General features: G+C 62.9%; 17 protein-coding genes. 5 read left to right on the plus strand and 12 right to left on the minus strand.

The window, feature by feature from the left end; all coding sequences use genetic code 11:
* Positions 1 to 392: 392 nt before the first annotated feature.
* From FB598_RS11815 to FB598_RS11825, 3 genes are all read right to left on the minus strand, one after another.
* Positions 393 to 602 (minus strand): general stress protein, encoded by a 210-nt coding sequence (locus tag FB598_RS11815; RefSeq protein WP_141914491.1) that lies wholly within the window; start codon positions 600 to 602, stop codon positions 393 to 395.
* A gap of 216 nt (positions 603 to 818) precedes the next feature.
* Positions 819 to 2,030, minus strand: coding sequence for an L-dopachrome tautomerase-related protein (locus FB598_RS11820; protein ID WP_141914490.1), 1,212 nt, complete (start codon positions 2,028 to 2,030; stop codon positions 819 to 821).
* 14 nt (positions 2,031 to 2,044) lie between these two features.
* Complete coding sequence (locus tag FB598_RS11825; protein ID WP_141914489.1) at positions 2,045 to 2,338, minus strand: putative quinol monooxygenase; 294 nt, start codon at positions 2,336 to 2,338, stop codon at positions 2,045 to 2,047.
* Between the two features lie 203 nt (positions 2,339 to 2,541).
* On the opposite strand from FB598_RS11825, the gene FB598_RS11830 reads away from it, so the two are divergent.
* A complete protein-coding gene (locus tag FB598_RS11830; protein ID WP_141914488.1) occupies positions 2,542 to 3,489 on the plus strand; it encodes a LysR family transcriptional regulator in 948 nt (315 codons plus the stop codon).
* 77 nt (positions 3,490 to 3,566) lie between these two features.
* Here FB598_RS11830 and FB598_RS11835 read toward each other — a convergent pair whose 3' ends face one another.
* From FB598_RS11835 to xylF, 5 genes are all read right to left on the minus strand, one after another.
* Positions 3,567 to 4,448, minus strand: coding sequence for an amidohydrolase (locus tag FB598_RS11835; RefSeq protein ID WP_141914487.1), 882 nt, complete (start codon positions 4,446 to 4,448; stop codon positions 3,567 to 3,569).
* A 66-nt stretch (positions 4,449 to 4,514) separates the two neighbouring features.
* Positions 4,515 to 5,324, minus strand: a complete 810-nt coding sequence (locus FB598_RS11840) for an SDR family NAD(P)-dependent oxidoreductase (protein ID WP_304599180.1) — start codon at positions 5,322 to 5,324, stop codon at positions 4,515 to 4,517.
* Positions 5,325 to 5,406: 82 nt separating this feature from the next.
* On the minus strand, positions 5,407 to 6,546 hold the full coding sequence (locus FB598_RS11845; RefSeq protein ID WP_141914486.1) for a sugar ABC transporter permease: 1,140 nt from the start codon (positions 6,544 to 6,546) through the stop codon (positions 5,407 to 5,409).
* A gap of 22 nt (positions 6,547 to 6,568) precedes the next feature.
* Entirely contained in the window at positions 6,569 to 8,125 is a 1,557-nt protein-coding gene (xylG, locus tag FB598_RS11850) for a D-xylose ABC transporter ATP-binding protein (protein ID WP_141914485.1), read from the minus strand.
* A 231-nt stretch (positions 8,126 to 8,356) separates the two neighbouring features.
* On the minus strand, positions 8,357 to 9,337 hold the full coding sequence (xylF, locus tag FB598_RS11855) for a D-xylose ABC transporter substrate-binding protein (protein WP_370455017.1): 981 nt from the start codon (positions 9,335 to 9,337) through the stop codon (positions 8,357 to 8,359).
* 436 nt (positions 9,338 to 9,773) lie between these two features.
* On the opposite strand from xylF, the gene FB598_RS11860 reads away from it, so the two are divergent.
* Positions 9,774 to 11,096, plus strand: a complete 1,323-nt coding sequence (locus tag FB598_RS11860; RefSeq protein ID WP_183405828.1) for a DNA-binding transcriptional regulator — start codon at positions 9,774 to 9,776, stop codon at positions 11,094 to 11,096.
* A 75-nt stretch (positions 11,097 to 11,171) separates the two neighbouring features.
* Positions 11,172 to 12,236, plus strand: coding sequence for an aldose epimerase family protein (locus tag FB598_RS11865; protein WP_141914482.1), 1,065 nt, complete (start codon positions 11,172 to 11,174; stop codon positions 12,234 to 12,236).
* A gap of 89 nt (positions 12,237 to 12,325) precedes the next feature.
* Here the strand turns inward: FB598_RS11865 and FB598_RS11870 are convergent, their stop codons facing one another.
* Together FB598_RS11870 and FB598_RS11875 are read right to left on the minus strand one after the other, a co-directional pair.
* Complete coding sequence (locus FB598_RS11870) at positions 12,326 to 13,675, minus strand: serine hydrolase (RefSeq protein WP_370455015.1); 1,350 nt, start codon at positions 13,673 to 13,675, stop codon at positions 12,326 to 12,328.
* 291 nt (positions 13,676 to 13,966) lie between these two features.
* Positions 13,967 to 14,539: a TetR/AcrR family transcriptional regulator gene (locus FB598_RS11875; protein WP_141914481.1), complete on the minus strand. Its 573-nt coding sequence runs from the start codon at positions 14,537 to 14,539 to the stop codon at positions 13,967 to 13,969.
* A 78-nt stretch (positions 14,540 to 14,617) separates the two neighbouring features.
* Here FB598_RS11875 and FB598_RS11880 point away from each other — a divergent pair, with 78 nt between their 5' ends.
* A complete protein-coding gene (locus tag FB598_RS11880; RefSeq protein ID WP_141914480.1) occupies positions 14,618 to 15,367 on the plus strand; it encodes an SDR family NAD(P)-dependent oxidoreductase in 750 nt (249 codons plus the stop codon).
* A gap of 415 nt (positions 15,368 to 15,782) precedes the next feature.
* Here FB598_RS11880 and FB598_RS11885 read toward each other — a convergent pair whose 3' ends face one another.
* Positions 15,783 to 16,985, minus strand: coding sequence for an ammonium transporter (locus FB598_RS11885; RefSeq protein WP_141914479.1), 1,203 nt, complete (start codon positions 16,983 to 16,985; stop codon positions 15,783 to 15,785).
* A gap of 328 nt (positions 16,986 to 17,313) precedes the next feature.
* Between FB598_RS11885 and FB598_RS11890 the strand changes: the two genes are divergently transcribed.
* Positions 17,314 to 18,936: an alkaline phosphatase gene (locus FB598_RS11890; RefSeq protein ID WP_141914478.1), complete on the plus strand. Its 1,623-nt coding sequence runs from the start codon at positions 17,314 to 17,316 to the stop codon at positions 18,934 to 18,936.
* Between the two features lie 41 nt (positions 18,937 to 18,977).
* Here FB598_RS11890 and FB598_RS11895 read toward each other — a convergent pair whose 3' ends face one another.
* Complete coding sequence (locus tag FB598_RS11895) at positions 18,978 to 19,775, minus strand: IclR family transcriptional regulator (protein ID WP_141914477.1); 798 nt, start codon at positions 19,773 to 19,775, stop codon at positions 18,978 to 18,980.
* Positions 19,776 to 19,933 lie beyond the last annotated feature (158 nt).

Consider the following 19,933-nt stretch of genomic DNA (forward strand, 5'->3'; position numbering starts at 1 on the left):
AGTTGCCGGTATTCCTCGTACAGGCGAAGCCAGACGGCTTCGTCGCCTTTCAGGCAATGTCATATCCTCGGCTGCGTGATCAAAAGAGCATCGGCTCCGGAAGCACGCCAAACAAGAAGAAATAGAAACGAGGGATCAGACAGGACTTGCCAGGGAGGCAAGACAGGTGAGAGGCCAGACTTTTACGTCACTTGGTGAGGAGTTGCGCCACTATACACATGATCGGCCTTTTCTTCCAGCTTTATTTTGGCGCGGCAGGCTGCGGCCGGATAGGTGCCGGGCCGCGCTAGCCGTCGTTCCCGTGGAGAAAAGGCCCGGCAGGAGGATTGCTTGCCCCAAGCGGCAAGAACAGATGAAAAAGGGCCCCGCAGGGCCCCTTGCCGAGCGTCGGGTCAGCCGTTGTCGCTGCCCTTGCCGCCGTGGCTGTGCTGGCCGCCCTTACGGCCGGCTTCGCGCGCTTCCTCCGAAGTGAATTCGTGCGCGGTTCCCTTTTCGTGGGAAGCCTTGCCGCCTTGGCTGGCGATCTCGCGCTGCTTGTCTTCATCCATCGAAGCGAAACCGCGGTTGCTGGTAGAGCCTTGCTGGTTTTGCTGATTTGCCATGGTGTTTCTCCTTTCGTTGGCGTTGATCGGAAATATCGCAGGGCATGCGTTACGGCGCGCATCTCCGCCCCACGCCTGTCATCTTAGGGAGGCCCGCACGGCTCCGATATCGGAGGATGGCTTGAGGCGACGCCCGAAGCGGCTGTCAGTCATGCCAGCGGCGATGAAGATGAGCTCGTTGCCGCCGCCGGCTGCCGGCATCGGGGCATCAGTCCATCAGTCGCGCGCCTTTGCTGGGCCGGCCAGCGGCAAGCGCCAGAGCGTGTAGCGTTCTTCCCCCGGATTGACTGCGCCGACGAAGTGCCGGTTCAGGTTGCTGGCGGTAAAGATCAGGTCGCCATTGTTCGCCATGGTCGGCGTATCCGGCCAGTACACCCGTTCATCGCTGGCGAGCAGCCGCATGGTGCGGCGCTTGGGATCATAGGCCGCGATGCCGTTGTGGGTGACATCGGTGATGTACAGCATGCCGTTGCGATCGGTGGCGATGCCGTCGGTGTTGCCGCCTACTTCGCCCAGTTCCCGTACTGCCGCCGCCACCTCGGCTTGGCTGGCGTTGCGTTGGCGCAGGACAGCGGTAGAGATGGCGTATGCCTTGGTTCCTGTGGTCACCGTCCAGTACAGCGTGCCCGCATCGGGGGACAGCGCGATGCCGTTGATGCCCAGGAGCAGCGGCTTGCCGGGCCAGACTTCTTCACCATGCGACATCACGCGGGCGCCCGGTTCCACGGCAAGGGCGGGGTGCCGGTCGAGCAGGCGGCGCGTGGCGGAAGACGCGTAATCCACCACGATGATGCCGACCTGGTTGGCCGGCGCGCTGCGCAGGCCGCTGTCCGAGATATAGGCGATCTTGCGCCGTTCGTCGACGACGATGTCGTTGAGGAAGCTGCCCTTGCGGTCGGCGACGGCATCCAGCCCGATGCGCTTGAGCAGCTTGCCGCTGGAGAGCTGGTACACCATCAGTTTCTGCGCGCCGGGCGGGGCTTCGCTCTGGCCGGCGACGAAGCCCTGGTCGAGCGCCCACAGCCAGCCGTTGCGGCGATCGATATAAAAGCCCAGCACATTGCGCAGATGCTGCTCGGGCGAGGCGTCGACGGCATTGCCGGCCTCCGATGGGAAGGCCGTGAGCCGGGCCGGGCCGCCATCGGCGGCGGTATCCAGGATGCTCAGCGTCGCCGGCGCGCCGGGCGAGATCAGGCGCGGCGTGCTGACGAAGGCGCGGTTGCGGGCATCGAAGTGGATGCCGGCGATCGGCGCGTTGGCCGAGTCGGCATAGGGCTGCACGCTGCCGTCGGCGGCCGGCTTGTGCCAGGTGACGCCGGTGTAGCTGCGCCATGGTTCGAGCGGCGCGGAAGGCTGGGCCGTGGCCGGGCCGGCCATCAATGCGGTTGCCAGAAAAGGCGCCAGAGCGGGGATGAGGTAACGGTGCATGACGACTCCCCGGGTCAGGCGGCCTGGCGCATCTGCAGCAGGTCGAATTCGCCGATCAGATGGCCGGCGCTGTCGCGGAACGCCTGCATGTATGGGCTTTGCATGTGCTGCTGCCAAAGCGCGGGAGATTCCCATTGCTCGACGAAGGCCACGCGGCCGCTGCCGTCTTCCGACAGGTTCAGCTCGTAGCGGATGCATCCGGGCGCTTTCCTGGTTTCCTGGACCAGTCGGGTTTGCGCAGCGAGCAGTTCGGCTTGCGCGCCGGGGCGTGCGCGCACCAGTGCGATGATGACGAGGGGGGCATTCATGCGAATCCTTTATCGTTGGTTCGGGAAATGGACGGCAGGGCGCCGTTTTCAGTGTCTTCATTGCCTTCAGTCCCGCTAGCCGCGCCGTGGATGGCGGCGGCGAGCGGGACGATGGGGCGCATTATGGCCTTGGGCGATCAGATTGATAATTGCACCCAATGGAATATCATCTGTGAATTGGATTCTCAGATAAGGTGGCGTACATGGATGCCCGCAGCAGCGAGATGGCGGTGTTTGTGAAGGTGGCGGATATGGCGAGCTTCAGCGCGGCCGCCCGGGCCCTGAAGCTGACGCCGTCGGCGGTGGGCAAGCTGGTGACCCGGATGGAGGAGCGGCTGGGCGTGCTGCTGTTCCAGCGGTCGACCCGGCACATGGCGCTCACGCCGGAAGGCAAGCTGTTTTATGAAAGCTGCGTGCGCATCCTCGACGACATCGAACGCGCCGAATCCGACATCACCCAGAAGAGCGTGGCTGCGCACGGGCATCTGCGGATAAGCGTGACCTTGCCTTTCGGGACGCACCAGGTGCTGCCGCTCATCCCCGAATTCCATGAGCGCTATCCCGGGATCATCCTCGACATCTCGCTCACGGATGCCCTGGTCGACCTGCAGAAAGACCAGGCCGACATCGCCATCCGCATGGGCCCGCTGGCCGACTCCAGCATCCATGCGCGCAAGCTGGGCCAATCGCGCCGGGCGGTGGTGGCATCGCCGGCTTATCTGAAACGCTTCGGCATTCCGCAAACGCCCGACGACCTGGCCGGGCACAAATGCTTCAACTTCAATTTCCGGCGCGCGATGGATGAGTGGCCGTTCAAGGTCGGCCGGAGCACGGTGCGGCTGCCGGTCACCGGCGGCATGCTGACCAACAACGGCGAGACCATGCGCGAGCTGACCCTGGCCGGACTGGGGATCGGCCGCCTGGGCATGTTCCACGTCGGGCCGGACATCCAGGCCGGCCGGCTGGTCGAGATCCTGAAGGAATACAACCCCGGCGATATCGAGGATATCCATGCCATCTACAACAGCCAGCGTTACATGCCCGCGCGGGTGCGGTTGTTCATCGATTTCCTGATCGAGAAACTGGCTGACCGGTTGCGGGCGGATGCCTTTGACCGCGTCGCGGCCGGCCGGACCCGACGGCCCGGTTGAGGGAAAAGGAAGGAAACGGAAGCGGCTGGCCCGGCATCAGGCGGCGTGACGACCCTGCGGAGCGGCGCTTTGCTTCATCACATCGACAAGCCATAGACCTTGGCTGAGGTTTCTCCCCAAAGCGCGTCTTGCTCGGTTGCCGATAAGCGCGTGCTGGCCCATTCCCGGGTGACCGACACCACCCTGGAATAGGACGCGGCGAGCAGGCAAACCGGCCAGTCGGAACCGAACATCAGCCGCTGCGGCCCGAACAGTTCCAGCGCGGTATTGAGGCACAGCAGGATATGGTCGAAGTCGCGCAGGCACAATCCGCGCATCCAGTCGGCTTCGGTGAGCAAGCCGGACAGCTTGCAGGCGACGTGCGGCATGGCGGCCAGTTCCCGCGCCTGCTCGCGCCAGCGTTCGAAGGCCCCTTTGTTCTTGCGGAATTCCTTGAGCGCCGGTTTTCCCAGATGGTTGAGCACCAGCCAATGCTTGTCGTGGCGGGCGCAGAAGGCCCGGATGGATGACAGCTGGCTTTCATGCACCAGCACGTCGTAGACGTAGTTGCGCTCTTGCAGCCAGCGGATTCCCTCGTTGAACTGCGGTTGCGCCAGGAATGCCGGCGGATCGCTCTCGTCCTGGATCTGGTGGCGAAATCCCAGCAGCTTGTCGCGGCCCCATTGCCCGACATGTTCGGCCAGTTCGGGCGAGGAAATATCTTCCCAGCCGATGACGCCCGCGATGCGGCGATCCTGCCGCGCCAGTCCCAGCAGGAATGCAGTTTCATCGCGACCGGGGCGCGCCTGCACCGTGATCGATGCATGCAGCCCGTGCGCTTCAAGCAGCGGCTGGAACTGGTACGGCAACCGATCCTGCGCCAGCAGATCCATCTCGGCGCCGATCCACGGATAGTCCTCCGAGCGATAGTGCCAGAAATGCTGGTGCGCATCGATCCGTAGCGGCTTTTTGGGGTTCATGGGGCGGGTTGCGCGCGATGGCTGGTGGGAAAACCGGGCTCGGAGATCGTCATTGGGATATCCGCCTCAGGCGCCGAGCCAGCCGGCATCGACGTAGTAGTTGCGCCCGCTGCACATGGCCGCGCTGTCGGAGGCCAGGAACAGCGCCATCGCCGCCACGTCGTGCGGCTCGATGCGCTTGGGCAGGCATTGCGAGGACAGGATGTTGGCTTCCTCCTCCGGGTTGTGCCACAGGCGCGTCTGGCGCGGCGTGCGGACTGCGCCGGGCAGGATGCAGTTGACGCGGATGTTGTGCGGGCCAAGGTCGCGCGCCAGTCCGTGGGTGAGGCCTTCGATGGCGGCCTTGGCGGTCATGTAGAGCGTCAGGTTGGGCAGGCCCAGGTGCCACGAAATGGAACCGAAGTTGATGATCGCCCCGCGCCCTTGTTCGCGCATGCCGGGCGCGACCGCTTGCGCGCAGAAGAACTGGTGGCGCAGGTTGACCGCCATGCGTTCGTCCCAATAGGCGGGGCTGACATCGTCCAGCGCATGGCGGTCGTCGTTGGCGGCGTTGTTGACCAGGATATCCACCGCGCCGACGGTTTCCCCGATGCGCGCAAAGGTGGCCGCCAGCGCGTCCAGGTCGCGCAGGTTGCAGTGCAGGAAGGTGGGCGCGAAGGCCGCATCTTTCAGCGCCGCTTCCAGCGCGCGGGATTCCTGGTCGGCAATGTCGAGGAAGAAAACGTTCGCGCCCTGTTCGACGAAGGCGGTGACCAGCGCGGCGCCGATGCCGGTGCCGCCGCCGGTGATGACCACACGCTTGCCGGCCAGGCTGGGATAAATGGCGTGCTCCATGGCGCCGGCGGAGGTCGATGCGGGTTGAGTTGATGCGGTCATGCTGAGGGACTCCGGAAATAGGGTGAAATACCGGCCGGGCCAAGCCCGGCGAAAAATGGATAATAAGATGAATATCGGATGCTCAGCGTCCCGAACGGGTACTGACGTCGACCCAGACGGCCAGCACCAGGATGCTGCCCTTGACGATCATCTGCCAGTAGGTGCCGACATCGAGCATCGACATGCCGTTGTCCAGGCTGGCCATCACCAGCGCGCCGATCAGCGCGCCGTAGATGGTGCCCGAGCCGCCGCGCATGGAGGTGCCGCCGATGAAGCAGGCCGCGATCGCATCGAGCTCGCCCATGTTGCCGGCCGAGGGCGAACCGGCGGCCAGGCGCGCGGTGTTGACCAGGCCGGCCAGCGCGCACATCACGCCCATGATGCCGAACACCCAGAGCTTGACCGCCTGCACGTTCACGCCGGACAGGCGCGTGGCTTCCATGTTGCTGCCCACCGAATAGATGCGGCGGCCGAATACGGTTTGCGTGGTGATGTAGCTGAACAGGCCCAGCAGCGCCAGCAGCATCAGCACCGGCACCGGGATGCCGTCATAGCTGTTGAGCGTGCGCACGAAGGCCAGCAGTACGGCGCCGATGAGCAGCACCTTCACCGCATCGCGCCACAAGGCCGGCACCGGCAGCGCGTGGCGCGCGCGGTTGGCGCGCTGGCGCCAGGTCAGACCCAGCGTCAGGGCGAACAGGATCAGCATCAGCGCAATCCCCAGTTGCGGCGGCAGGTAGCCTTGCCCCAGATACACCAGGTGATCCGACACCGGCGCGATGGTCAGGCCGCCGGTCACGCCCAGCAGCACGCCGCGAAAGGCCAGCATGCCGCCCAGGCCGACGATGAACGAGGGAATCCGCTTGTAGGCGGTCAGGTAACCGCTGAACAGCCCGAACGCCAGGCCCAGCGCCAGCACCAGCGGCAGGCTGAGCGCCAGCGGCAGGTGGTAGGTCACATCCAGGATGGCGGCCACGCCGCCGAGCAGGCCGAGCAGCGAGCCGACCGACAAATCGATCTCGCCGGCAATGATGACCAGCACCATGCCGCAGGCCAGGATGCCGGTGACCGCCATCTGGCGCAGCAGGTTGGACAGGTTGCGGGGCGTGACGAAACCGCCCTCGGTCTGCCAGCTGAAGAAGGCCCAGATGATGGCGATGGCGATGAGCAATGCGATGATCTTGTAGCGGCCGAAAATCTGCTTGATGTTCGTTGTTCTCATACTCAATTCCAGGTTGTTTTATTTATGCGGCAGCGCTGTGCGTTGCCTGGTGTTGCGCCGATTGGTTGATGGCGGCCGCCAGCACCGTCTCCTGCGTCAGGTTTTCATTGACGAAGTCGCCGCGCAGCTTGCCTTCGCCGATGACCAGCACGCGGTCGGACACGCCCAGCACTTCGGCCAGTTCGGACGACACCATGATGATGGCCACCCCCTGTTTGGCCAGCGCCGCGATGAGCCGGTAGATTTCTGCCTTGGCGCCGACATCGACGCCGCGCGTAGGCTCGTCGAGGATGAGCACCTTGGGTTGCGCCAGCAGCATTTTCGCCAGCACGGCTTTTTGCTGGTTGCCGCCCGACAGGCCGGTGATCGGCAGGAAGGGGCTGGACGTCTTGAGCTGCATGCGTACGATTTCGTCCTGGATGGTCTTCAGTTCGGAACCGGCGTCGATGCGGGTGCGGTGCGAAAACCGGTCCAGCACCGTCAGCGTGATGTTCTGGCCGACCCCGAGATCGGGCACGATGCCGTGCTGCTTGCGGTCTTCCGGCACCATGCACAGGCCGAGGCGGATCGACTTGAGCGGCGTGCTGGTATCGACCTGCACGCCGTCCATGAAGACCTTGCCCTCGTGGCGGCCGGGATAAGCGCCGAACAGGGCCGACACCAGTTCGGTGCGGCCGGCGCCGACCAGCCCGGCAATACCGACGATCTCGCCGCGGCGCACCGCCAGCGACACGTCGTCGACGCGCTTGCGCCTGGGGTTGTCGACATCGAAGCAGGTGACGTTGCGGGCCTCGAACACCACTTCGCCGATCTCATGGTCGCGGGTCGGATACATCGCCGTGATTTCGCGCCCGACCATCTGCGTGATGATCTGATTGACATCCAGCGACTGCATCGGGGTGGTGGCGATATGCTTGCCGTCGCGGATCACCGAGATGGTGTCGCAGACTTCGGCCACCTCGTCGAGCTTGTGCGAGATGTATACGCAGGCCACGCCTTTGGCCTTGAGGTCCTTGATGATCTTGAGCAGGATCGCGATTTCCGACGAGGTCAGCGACGACGAGGGCTCGTCCAGGATCAGCAGGCGCGCCTTCTTGTTGAGCGCCTTGGCGATTTCCACCAGTTGCTGGTGGCCGCCGCCGTACTGCATCACCGGCAAGGCCACGTTGATGTCGGGCATGTTCAGTTCGCGCATCAGTTCTTCGGCGCGGCGATACATGGCCGGATAATTCATGCGGCCGCCGGGCAGGGTGATCTCGTGGCCCATGAAAATGTTTTCGGCCACCGACAGTTCCGGCACCAGCATCAGTTCCTGGTGGATGATGACGATGCCGGCCGCTTCGGTGTCGCGCACCGACTGGGCCGCGAGCGGCTTGCCATCCCAGCGGATCTCGCCGTCCCAGGTGCCGTGCGGATAGACGCCGGACAGGATCTTCATCAAGGTGGATTTGCCGGCGCCGTTTTCGCCGCACAGGCCGACGCATTCGCCGGCCTTGATCTTGAGGTCGATGCCATCCAGGGCGCGGACGCCGCCGAACTGCTTGACGATGCCCTTCATTTCTAACAAATACTCAGACATGCCTGCTCTCGTGGGATAAAAACGGCCGGAACTGGCCGGAACTTCATGGCGGTGCCATGGAAGTTCGGGGCGATAAAGCATGCGATGAGGCAGGCGACGGCCGGGCATCGCACCGGCATCGGCCATGTCCCGTCGCCCATCGCCCATCGCCATCAGGCGCATGGAACCAATAAAAAAATGAAGCGAACGCCGCGATCCGGAGCGGCGCTGTGCCGTTCCGGATCGTCGGGTTTATTTGCCGCCGATTTGCGCTTGCGTGTAGAAGCCGTCATCCACCAGGATGTTGACGTTGGCCTTGGTCAATGGGGTCGGCTTGAGCAGGACGGTGTCGACCTTCTTGAAACCGTTGTCATATTGCGAGTTGTAGGAAGGCTTCTCGTTGCGCGCCAGTTGCACCGACAGGTTGGCCGCTTCGGAGGCGATCAGCTTGAGCGGCTTGTACACCGTCATGGTCTGGGTGCCGGCGACGACGCGCTTGACCGCGGCCAGGTCGGCATCCTGGCCGGAAACCGGCACCTTGCCGGCCAGCTTTTGCGCCGCCAGCGCCTGGATGGCGCCGCCGGCGGTGCCGTCGTTGGACGCGACGATGGCATCGATCTTGTTGTTATTGGCGGTCAGCGCGTTTTCGACGATGGACAAGGCCTCGGTCGGGTTCCAGTCCTTCACCCACTGCTGGCCGACAATCTTGATGTCGCCCTTGTCGATGTATGGCTTGAGCACCTTCATCTGGCCTTCGCGCAGCATCTTGGCGTTGTTGTCGGTGGGCGAGCCGCCCAGCAGGTAGAAGTTGCCCTTGGGCTGGGCCTTGACCACGCCTTCGGCCTGCATTTCACCGACTTTTTCGTTGTCGAAGGAAATATAGGCATCGACATCGGCATTCAGGATCAGGCGGTCGTACGACAGGACCTTGATGCCGGCCTTCTTGGCTTCCTTGATGGTGTTGGTCAGCACGGTCGCGTTGAACGGCACGATGACGATGACATCGACGCCGCGCGAAATCAGGTTCTCGATCTGGGAGATCTGGCGCGCTTCGCTGGCGTCCGCCGACTGGACAAAGACTTTCGCGCCCAGTTTTTCCGCGGCCGCGGTAAAGAAATCGCGGTCGCGCGCCCAGCGTTCGACGCGCAGGTCGTCGATCGAAAAGCCGATCTTGGGGTTTTTGGCATCCGCCATGGCGCTGGTGCTGACCAGCGAGATGGTCGTCATCGCCATCAAGGCCAATACACTTTTTTTCAGAATTGCGTTCATTGCCTGATCTCCAATGTCATTATGATTTTTAAAGGGGCATCTTCAGGGGCATGGCTAGTGCCAGTCCCATGTGCAAGCTGGCGACCGGCCCCTTGTCATGAGGTCGATCCGCTTGCCGTTACCGTGTTGCCGGTTTGCCGCCTCGCTCCGTAAATTCACGGAGGAGAAGTCTCTTGCTATGCATCAAGGCCTTTTGAATAATTGCTATCGGTTTTGATGTGAGGCCGATACTAGCAACCGCCGATTCATGTCTACAATTACGAAATTCACCAACCGGGATAGCGATTCTTTCTGTTGCGGTTGCACAAAGCGGTGGTCCGACCAATGGGCCGCTACAATCCCTCTGCTGTAAGAAAAATGTCAGCCAGCAGAGCTGGGAGCGAAAAGACCGCGCGCACCGATGGCCGGAGACAGCGCTGGGAGGCCGGCGCCAAGAGGAGAGTGCAGAGTGGCAAGAGTGCCAACAGTGCATCGTATTGCATTGCTGTTCAATGCGAACAAGATATTCGACCGCGAGATCATTGCCGGCATCGGCGAATACCTCAGCAGTACGCGCGCCTCATGGGACCTGTACCTGGAGGAGGATTTCCGCACCCGCCTGCAAGGCATCGAGCGCTGGCAAGGGCACGGCATCATCGCCGAATACGACGACCCCGCCACCGCCGAGGCCTTGTCGCGGGTGCGCCTGCCGGTGGTCGCCATCGGCGGCTCGTATGCCGATGAGAGCTTCTATCCGGAAGGCCGGCCCTATGTCGCCACCGACAACTTCAAGCTGGTCAAGCTGGCCTACGACCACCTGATCGAGGCCGGCCTGCAGAACTTCGCCTTCTTCAGTCTGCCCGCGGCCGGCGGCAATCGCTGGGCGCAGGAGCGCGAGCGGATTTTCGACTCGCTCACGCAGCGCGACGGCATCCAGGGCTACATCTATCGCGGCGTCGGCACCAGCGCGCAGTCCTGGGACAGCGCCGTGGAGCAGCTGATCGCCTGGGTGCGCAGCCTGCCCAAGCCGATCGGCATCATCGCCGTCACCGATGCGCGCGCGCGCCAGCTGTTGCAGGCCTGCCTGTTCGCCGGCATTGCCGTGCCCGAGCAAGTAGCCCTGATCGGCATCGACAACGACCCGCTGGCGCGGGTGCTCACGCGCGTGCCGCTCAGTTCCGTGATCCAGGGGACGACCGAGATGGGCCGCACGGCGGCGCACTTGCTGCACCAGATGCTGCACGGCGCCCAGTTCCCCAACACCCGCATCCTGGTGCCGCCGGCCGGCATCAATGTACTGGCATCGAGCCGCCATGAAGTGCGCAATCATCCGCACGTGATGCAGGCGCTGCACTTCATCCGCCAATATGCCTGCCAGGGGATCAAGACCGAACAGGTGGCCGATTACGTCGGCATCTCGCGCTCCTCGCTGGAATGGTATTTCCGGCGCGAGCTGGGGCGCAGCGTGCACGATGAAATCCTGCGTTTCAAGCTCGATGCCGCCAAGAGCCTGTTGCAACAGGACGGCAGCAATGCCGCCGACATCGCCGTCACTTGCGGCTTCACGTCGGTGCAATACATGCACGCCGTCTTCAAGCGCGAACTGGGCTGCACGCCCAGGGAATACCAGGAACGCTTGGCCGGTGGCGGCGAGACGCCCAGGCAAGCGCCCCAGCGGCCGGGGAAAAAGCTTTCGGCGGCCGCATCGATACTGGCGCCGCCATCGGACGGCAGCGGCAACTGACAGGCATCAAGGACAAACGGGCGAATGAACATACCGATGGATCCGCAATTCAATCCATTGCCAAATTTTTAGACGATGACGCATTTCACAATTTCCAGCACATCTGCTGAACACGGTATCAACCTGTACACCTTGCGCAATGCCTATGGCATGCGCGTCATCATCAGCGACCGCGGCGCGGCGCTGGTTTCCTGGTGGGCACCGGACCGTTACGGCCGCGAAGCCGACGTGTTGCTCGGCTACAAGGACGTCGACGGCTACATCGCCAATCCGGATTACTTCGGCAGCATCATCGGCCGCTGGGGCAACCGCATCGCCGACGGCCGCTTCACGATGGATGGCGTCGCCTACCAGGTCCATCGAAATAACGGCGACAACCACTTGCATGGCGGCGAGGGCGGGTTCCATCTTATGCCGTGGCAAGTGCAGCCCGATCCGGAAGGCTTGCGGATGACGCTGGTATCGCCGCACGGCGCGGCCGGTTTCCCGGGCAATGTCCTGGCCTCGGTGCTGTACCGGCTGGACGACGAGGGCCGGTTGCGCATCGACTACACCGCCACGACCGATGCGCCAACGCCGCTCAACCTGACCTCGCACGGCTACTTCAACCTGAACGGCGGCGCCGACAACATCTGCGACCACATCCTGTCCATCGACGCCGATACCTATCTGCAGGTTGACCGCAAGCTCATCCCCGAGAGGGAAGCGGAAGTGGCCGGCAGCGCCTTCGACTTTCGCCAGCCGGCGCCGATCGGCCCCCGCTTGTCATGGCCCGACGAGCAACTGGGGATTGCCGGCGGCTTCGACCATTGCTACTGCCTGCGCCGGGAAGAGCCGGAAGCCGGCGATCCGGGAGGACGCAGCCAGGCATTGCGCGAGGTGGCGACGGTCTACGATCCGGGATCCGGGCGGCAATTGACCGTATCGACGACGGAAATCGGCCTGCAGTTCTACAGCGGCAATTTCCTGGCAAACATCCCGGGGCGGGGCGCGCAGCCCTATGTCCCGCATGACGGCTTTTGCCTGGAGGCGCAGGCTTATCCCAACCAGATCAACGGCCCGCAGCGCGAAGCCGTGATCCTGCGTCCCGGGCAGGTGTACCGCCAAACGACGGTGTATCGCCTGAGCGTGCGGGAATGACTCGCGTTCTGGAGGCTTGCTTTGGTGTTAGTGCAGATCACTCGCGCTGGAAGCTGATATCCGCCATTCCTGGAGCATCAACTGGGGAGTTAATGCTTTCGGGCCAGTAAATACTCGGCCAGCGCCTCGAAGGCGGGAATGGTAACCGGGTCATTGGCGGCGTTGCTCGCAACAGGATGCGAGGCATAGCGGACGATCACCATTTCGGCTTTCGGATCGATGTAAATCCGTTGGCCATGAACGCCGCGCGCGCTGTATGCGCCATGCGCATTGTGCGATACCCACCACATGTCGCGGTAACTCCATCCGGGGAGCTGCGCATAACCTGCCTTGGCAAAATCGGCCTTGTCGCCGCCGCGTCGAATGTCGGCCACCGCTGCTTCCGGCAGGATCTGCTGCCCATTGAAGCGGCCGTTATGGCGGAGCATTTCGGCAAAACGCGCGAGATCGCGTAGTCCGGTATTCAGGCCGCCGCCGGCGAAAGGCGTTCCGATGGAGTCGACCGTCATATAGGCATCCTGCTCCGCTCCGATGCGCCTCCAGATCCGTTCGGACAGCAGGTCTGCGACATTCTTCCCGGTCACGCGCGCGATGATCCAACCCAAGACATCGGTATTGACAGTCTTGTAGGCAAATTTTTCCCCGTGGCTTCCTTCGGGCTGAACCGTCTGGAGAAATTCGTAGTAACTGCGAGGCCCGGTGTAGCCGGCTGGCTTGGGCAGCGGATTGCCGGCTTGGGCGTGCGCCCACACCTGTGCATTCGGATCGGCGTAGTCTTCGCTGTATTGGAGGCCGGTGGTCATGTCCAGGATCTGGCGTATGGTTGCATTGCCGAATGCGGATGCGGCCAGCTCAGGCACGTAGTCGGCCACCCGTTTGCCGGCATCGAGTTTCCCTTCCGCCACCAGGGTTGCACCCAAGGTGCCGACCAGCGATTTGGTCACGGACATGGCGGCGTGCTGTCCATCTTCGGCAAGCGCGCCAAAATAACGCTCATAGACAATGCGGCCACGGTGCAGGACCACGATCCCGTCGGTGTAGGTGGCGCTTAGCGATTCTTTCCAGGTCATCGATGTGGCCGAACCGACTGGCGTAAAGCGCAACCGATCAATGTCCGCGCGTATTGCGCGCGGCAGCATCGCCGGGGCGCCCAGGCCGCGCGAGACATTCACGGTTGGCATCAGTTGCCGGAAGTGCGCCACGCTCCAGCGCAATGCAGGAAACTGGAAATAGCTCCCGTCTTCGAAGCGCAATATCTTTTGATCGGGCGGCGGCGCGCCAACCATCCATTCCAACTGGATAGGGTCGCTGTCTGCGGCATCAGGAAATATATGGATGGCCGGTGCTTGAGCATGCGCGCTGTGCAGTGAGAATGCCAACGCCAGCGAGATGATCGCGGCGCATCGAGCCTGCGACATGGAACCAAGACAGGTCGTCATTGGGGGATTCCTTTCCTTGAAGGCCGGGTGGCATGAGCGCAGTCAATGTTATCCGGATGAACGATAGGGATAAAGGGAATCGGATAAAAACCGTTCAACCGGCCTTTTTATCCCGCAAGTGTCCTATTGCATGTCGCATGTCGATACCGAAGACGTATCCCCGGCAGAGGCGTTGCCGTCATTTTCAGCGGTCCGAAAAATTCAGATCAGGTCACTTCCTCTCGTCAGAAAAGTGTCAACCTAGTTCAGGACGGGACACCTGATGCCGCCCCAACTTTCTCGCCGCGATCTTTACCGCACGCTGACTCCATCCAGGAACAGGTCGGTCAAATGCGCGACACGCGAATTCGTCGTACTACCTTGTTCGATGCTGAGGGAAATCGCGGTCACTATGCAGACGAGATCCTCAACGGAGACGTCCGGGCGAATGGCTCCCGCCTTTTGTGCGCGCAGGAGAAGGCGTCGCATCTCCTCGCCGCTAGCGTGGCAACCCGGCGTGCCGCTATTGAGGACGGTACCCAGCGCCGCAGCCAGCCCCCGATAGTGGGTTGCGTGCGCCACCAGATCCCTGACAAAAGCGCGTACGGAAGCATCCGGATCCAGCTTGTCGTCGCGCCCTCGGCTGGCCTCGGCCAGCGCCATGAGCCGCTCATCGTTCGTCGCGGCAAGCAGCGCCTCCCTTGTGGGAAAGCGGCGATACAGGGTGCCGATCCCGACTTTGGCTCGCTTGGCGATGTCGTCTAGCGAGGCGTCGGCCCCGCGTTCCAGAAACACTTCTTCGGCTGCCGCGAGGATGCGCTCGCGGTTGCGGGCTGCATCGGCCCTTAGCGATGGTTCTTCTGTCAGGGGGAATTTGTGCGCCATATTCAAATATGCTTGCAAAAGTGGATGATATCTCCACATAATAAGTGGAGCAATTCTCCACTTATGAAAGGGGTACATATGACAAAGCGATTCGAAGACAAGGTTGTGGCGGTCACCGGTGGCAGCGAAGGCATCGGGCTGGCCACGGCCAAGCTATTTGCTGCAGAGGGTGCGCGGGTCTATGTGACCGGCCGCAGGCCCGACAAACTTGACCAGGCAGTCCGGGAGATCGGAAATGGCGCCGTCGGCGTATCGGGTGACGCTGCCAATCTGGGCGATCTGGACCGCCTTTACGCACGCATCCATGACGACCACGGAAGACTCGATGTGCTATTCGCCAACGCCGGGATCGCCTCAACCGAGGCAAAGCCATTGGGGTTGATCGAAGAGGAAGACTTCGATTGGATCTTTAACCTGAATGTGCGCGGATTGCTGTTCACCGTGCAAAAAGCGCTGCCCTTGATGTCGCCAGGAGGTGCAATCGTCCTGAATGGCTCTGTGGCTGGCGTCAAGGGTTTTCCGGGACAGTCGCTCTATAACGCGAGCAAGGCGGCCGTGCGCTCGTTTGCGCGCAGCTGGACTGCAGATCTGAAGGACCGGCGCATCCGCGTGAATGTGGTAGCGCCTGGAGGAACCGAGACCCGCCTGATGCGTGATTACCTTGAAGCGCGTCCTGGGATGGAAGACGCGCTGAAGCAAATGCTACCTTTGGGGCGCCTGGGGGAACCGGATGAGGTTGGGCGCGCCGTGCTGTTCCTGGCATCGGCCGAGAGCAATTACATCGCGGGTGTCGAGTTGTTCGTGGATGGCGGCTCTGTCGCAGTCTGAGACACTGCACGGCAAGTATTTCATATCAGCCGTTACTTGGGATGGTTACTGACCGGGAATGCGCGGCAGTCTGCTTCTGGCCGATGGCCGGCATTCGCGACAATTGCACCCGAATATCGCAAAGGCCACCTTAAGAGGGTGTAATGCCGCTCGGTTAAGGCTAACTCTCGCTCAATCATCAGAATCCGTTCGGGCTGAGTAGGCCCGCCAGGGCCGTATCGAAGCCAGTGTGCCAGCGTTAGCAGTCTTGCCTGCCCTTCGATACGCTGCTGCGCAGCTACTCAGGGCGAACGGAATCTGGACTCCACAAGCAAAAATGCCGTTCAGCGCTTAACTGAGCGGCATTACACCTTAAGAGGTGGTCTTTGCATTGGCAGTCATCTTGTTGCGACCGTATTTTTTTTATTGATCAACGTCACCAACTGGTCTCGCGCTCCGCCGTCGACGAGATCTTGTGGATGGCCAGGTCGGCGCCTTCGAATTCCTGTTCGGGGTCGAGGCGGATGCCGATGGCGGCCTTGAGCAGGCCGTAGACGATCCAGCCGCCGATGACCGCGATGGCAATGCCCAGCATGCTGCCCAGCAGTTGCGACATGAAGGCCACGCCGCCGCGTCCGCCCAGCGCCTGCTGGCCGAAGATGCCGGCGGCCAGTCCGCCCCACAGGCCGCACAGGCCGTGCAGCGGCCATACGCCCAGCACGTCGTCGATCTTCCATTTGTTCTGGGTGCGGGTAAACATCCACACGAAGATGGCGCCGGCGATGCCGCCGGTGGCCAGGGCGCCGATCGGATGCATCAGGTCCGAGCCGGCGCATACGGCGACCAGCCCGGCCAGCGGGCCGTTGTAGGCGAAGCCGGGGTCGTTCTTGCCCATCAGCAGCGCCACCAGGGTGCCGCCGGCCATGGCCATGAGCGAATTCATGGCCACCAGGCCGTTCATCTTGTCCAGCGTCTGCGCGCTCATCACGTTGAAGCCGAACCAGCCCACCGTCAGGATCCAGGCGCCCAGCGCCAGGAACGGGATGTTCGACGGCGGGTGCGCGGCGACCGCGCCTTCCTTGCTGTAGCGTCCGCGCCGCGCGCCCAGCAGCAGCACCGCCGGCAGCGCGATCCAGCCGCCTACGGCATGCACGACGATGGAGCCGGCGAAATCATGGAAGCCGGCGCCGAAGGTCGCGGCCAGCCAGTCTTGCAGGCCCAGGTGTCCGTTCCAGGCGATGCCTTCGAAGAACGGGTAGACCAGCCCGACCAGCACGGCGGTGGCGATCAGTTGCGGATTGAATTTGGAGCGTTCGGCGATGCCGCCCGAGATGATGGCCGGGATGGCGGCGGCGAAGGTCAGCAGGAAGAAGAACTTGACCAGTTCGAAGCCGCTTCGTTGCGCCAGCGTTTCGGCGCCGGCGAAAAAGGAGACGCCATAGGCGACGTAGTAGCCGATGAAGAAGTAGACGATGGTCGAGACCGCGAAGTCGGCCAGGATCTTGACCAGCGCATTGACCTGGTTTTTCTTGCGCACGGTGCCCAGTTCGAGGAAAGCGAAGCCGGCATGCATGGCCAGGATCATGATGGCGCCGAGCAGGATGAACAGCGCGTCTGCGCCGTTTTTGTGATCTTCCACCTGAAAACTCCCAAAGATTGTGCAATAAACGAATTGAAGCCTCGTTTTAAAGCAAATTTCATTCCATTTTGGTGATTTTTCTTTAAGTGGCTGATCTGGAAGGGATTTTTTATTCTGTTTCTTTTGGATGGTTCTCTTTTTGCACGATGTTTGTGCGAAACCGGCCTGCTGGCGATGTGGGGAGCCATGTTTTGGTGCGAATCGGAAAAACAGGGAACCGGGAAAAGAAAAACCATGAAAAATCGGGCATGGCGGCATGGTTTCATCGGACGGTCATACGCGATTGCTAGATTGCAACGCTTCAAGCCACCTGCCACGAGGAGTTGCCATGCCAGACCATCAAGATCCAGCCGACCAGCAACGTCGCCGCTTCCTGCTCGATAGCGCCAGCCTGGGCGCCGGCGCGGTGCTGGGAACCGCCGCCATGCCGGCGCGCGCCCAGGGGCCCGCCATCGTCACCGCCGAGCGCCTGCGTCCGCAGATGCCGGGCGGCGTGATGAGCGGCGACGTCACGCGCGATTCGGCCATCGTCTGGAGCCGTACCGACCGTCCCGCGCGCATGCTGGTGGAGTATTCCGCCAATGCGGATTTCACCGGGGCCACGCGCATCGCCGGCCCGCTGGCGACGGTGCATAACGACTACACCGCGCGCCTGGACTTGCGCGGCCTGCCGGCGGGCCAGCGCCTGCACTACCGTGTGCGCTTCCAGGACCTGGCGCATGAATCGGCGCTGAGCGAGCCGGTCACCGGCAGCCTGATGGTGCCGGGCGGCGTGCACGGTGGCCGGGCCGACGACATCACGTTCGCCTTCTCCGGCGACGAGGCCGGGCAGGGCTGGGGCATCAACGAGGCCTGGGGGGGTTACCGCGTGTATGAGAGCATGCGCCGCTTCCGTCCGGATTTCTTCATCCACTCGGGCGACCAGATCTATGCCGACGGCCCGATCCAGGCCGAGGTGAAGCTGGACGACGGCAGCCTGTGGCGCAATGTCGTCACCGAAGCCAAGTCGAAGGTGGCGCAGACGCTGGACGACTACCGCGGCAACTTCGCCTACAACATGCTGGACGCCAGCAAGCGCCGCTTCTGCGCCGAGGTGCCGTTCCTGGTCCAGTGGGACGACCACGAGGTGCGCAACAACTGGTATCCGGGCCAGGTGATGGGCGAGGCGGAGAAGCGTTACAGCGAGCGCAACCTGGATGTGCTGGCGGCGCGGGCGCGCCAGGCGATGTTCGAGCACAATCCGTTCCGCATCGACGCTGCAGATCCCTTCCGCATCTATCGTTCCTTCCATTACGGCCCGCTGCTGGAGGTGTTCATGCTGGATGAACGCAGCTACCGCGGCGTCAATTCGCCCAACCGCCAGAAGGGCGGGCGCGATGCCGATTTCCTCGGGCCGCAGCAGATGCGCTGGATCAAGCAGGCGTTGTTGCGTTCGCGCTCGACCTGGAAGGTGATCGCCAGCGACATGCCGCTTTCCATCGTGGTGCCAGACCTCAATCCCGACGTGCCGCAAGGCACCTATGAAGCCTGGGCCAATGCCGACAACGGCAAGCCTTCCGGGCGCGAGCTGGAGGTGGCCGAGCTGCTGCGCTTCATCAAGCGGTACGACATCAAGAACGTGGTGTGGGTCACCGCCGACGTGCACTACGCGTCGGCCACTTACTATTCGCCGGAGCGCGCGCAGTTCACCGAGTTCAAGCCTTTCTGGGAATTCGTCGGCGGGCCGATCAATGCCGGCACTTTCGGCCCCGGCGAGATCGACCGCACCTTCGGGCCGGATGTGCGCTACGTCAGCATTCCGGCAGACATGAAGCAGAACCGCTCGCCGGCGGAATTGCTGCAGTTCTTCGGCATCGGCAAGATCGATGCGAAGACGAAGGCGATGACGGTGTCGCTGCACAACGCCGACGGCAACGAGCTCTACAAGGTCGAATTGCCGCCGGAGGCCTGATCCGCCGGAGCCCGTCGCGCCGAGGAGTGACGGCGCGCGCTTCAGCCCGGGCCGGCCAGCTTGCGCGAGATGGCGGCGCAGGTTTCCAGCAGGGGTTTGACATAGGCCTGCAGCGGCTCGTCGAGGCGCCGGAACAGCGGGATGCTGATGCTGATGCAGGCCGCCGGCAGCCCGTCCGGGCCCATGATGGCGGCGCCATAGCAGAAGATCTGCGCCTCGTTCTCTTCGCGGTCTTCGGCATAGCCGCGTGCGCGGGTTTCTTCGATCTCGGCGCGCAGGGTAGCGAGGTCGGTGATGGTGTGTTCGGTGAAGCGCTGCATGCGGATGCCTTGCATCAGCCGTTCGCGGCGGCCTTCGTCCAGCGCGGCCAGGTAGGACTTGCCGACAGAACTGGAGTAGAGCGTCACGCGGGTGCCGATGCGCGAGGTCATGCGCACCGCCTGCGGGCTTTCCAGTTTCTCGATGTAGACCATGCCGGCGTCGGAGGGCAGCGCCAGGTGCACGGTTTCGCGGGTGGCGTCGCGCAGCGCGCGCAGGTGCTCGATGGCGGTGGCGCGGATGTCGCTGCGGTCCCAGGCGCGGCTGGCCAGGTTGATCAGGCGCGGGCCGACCTCGAACTGCTTGGTGCGCGGATTTTCCAGCACCATGCCTTCGGCCATGAGCGCGCCCAGGATGCGGTAGACGGTCGGGCGCGGATAGCCGGAAAGGGCGGCCAGTTGCGCGATGGTCAATGGCGCATCCTGGTCGGCGATCAGTTGCAGCACGGCCATGAACTTGGAGAAGGCGGCGGTGCCGGCGATCTTGGTCTGGTCTTCCGTGGCTTTATCTTGGGCGGGCATGGACGATGGACGCTGGTTGGTGTGTGGTGGGACGGCGCCAGATTATAGCGAAGCGGTCGAGAACGCATCTCACGCCTATTGATGAAATGAGTTCTAGATAAAAAAGCCCGCGCCGGCATGGAGACGCTGACGCGGGCAAATGGCATGCAATCGAGATG

The organism is Herbaspirillum sp. SJZ106 (assembly GCF_006715495.1).
Classification (GTDB): Bacteria; Pseudomonadota; Gammaproteobacteria; order Burkholderiales; family Burkholderiaceae_D; genus Herbaspirillum.

Bases quoted from the DNA above. Each gene is read 5' to 3' on its own strand.
- FB598_RS11865 (WP_141914482.1), top strand. From the start codon at position 11,172: ATGACGCATTTCACAATTTCCAGCACATCTGCTGAACACGGTATCAAC.
- FB598_RS11875 (WP_141914481.1), bottom strand. From the start codon at position 14,539: ATGGCGCACAAATTCCCCCTGACAGAAGAACCATCGCTAAGGGCCGAT.
- xylG (WP_141914485.1), bottom strand. From the start codon at position 8,125: ATGTCTGAGTATTTGTTAGAAATGAAGGGCATCGTCAAGCAGTTCGGC.
- FB598_RS11815 (WP_141914491.1), bottom strand. From the start codon at position 602: ATGGCAAATCAGCAAAACCAGCAAGGCTCTACCAGCAACCGCGGTTTC.
- FB598_RS11870 (WP_370455015.1), bottom strand. From the start codon at position 13,675: ATGACGACCTGTCTTGGTTCCATGTCGCAGGCTCGATGCGCCGCGATC.
- FB598_RS11825 (WP_141914489.1), bottom strand. From the start codon at position 2,338: ATGAATGCCCCCCTCGTCATCATCGCACTGGTGCGCGCACGCCCCGGC.
- xylF (WP_370455017.1), bottom strand. From the start codon at position 9,337: ATGGCGATGACGACCATCTCGCTGGTCAGCACCAGCGCCATGGCGGAT.
- FB598_RS11860 (WP_183405828.1), top strand. From the start codon at position 9,774: ATGGCCGGAGACAGCGCTGGGAGGCCGGCGCCAAGAGGAGAGTGCAGA.
- FB598_RS11830 (WP_141914488.1), top strand. From the start codon at position 2,542: ATGGATGCCCGCAGCAGCGAGATGGCGGTGTTTGTGAAGGTGGCGGAT.
- FB598_RS11835 (WP_141914487.1), bottom strand. From the start codon at position 4,448: ATGAACCCCAAAAAGCCGCTACGGATCGATGCGCACCAGCATTTCTGG.
- FB598_RS11895 (WP_141914477.1), bottom strand. From the start codon at position 19,775: ATGCCCGCCCAAGATAAAGCCACGGAAGACCAGACCAAGATCGCCGGC.
- FB598_RS11840 (WP_304599180.1), bottom strand. From the start codon at position 5,324: ATGACCGCATCAACTCAACCCGCATCGACCTCCGCCGGCGCCATGGAG.
- FB598_RS11820 (WP_141914490.1), bottom strand. From the start codon at position 2,030: ATGCACCGTTACCTCATCCCCGCTCTGGCGCCTTTTCTGGCAACCGCA.
- FB598_RS11880 (WP_141914480.1), top strand. From the start codon at position 14,618: ATGACAAAGCGATTCGAAGACAAGGTTGTGGCGGTCACCGGTGGCAGC.
- FB598_RS11890 (WP_141914478.1), top strand. From the start codon at position 17,314: ATGCCAGACCATCAAGATCCAGCCGACCAGCAACGTCGCCGCTTCCTG.
- FB598_RS11845 (WP_141914486.1), bottom strand. From the start codon at position 6,546: ATGAGAACAACGAACATCAAGCAGATTTTCGGCCGCTACAAGATCATC.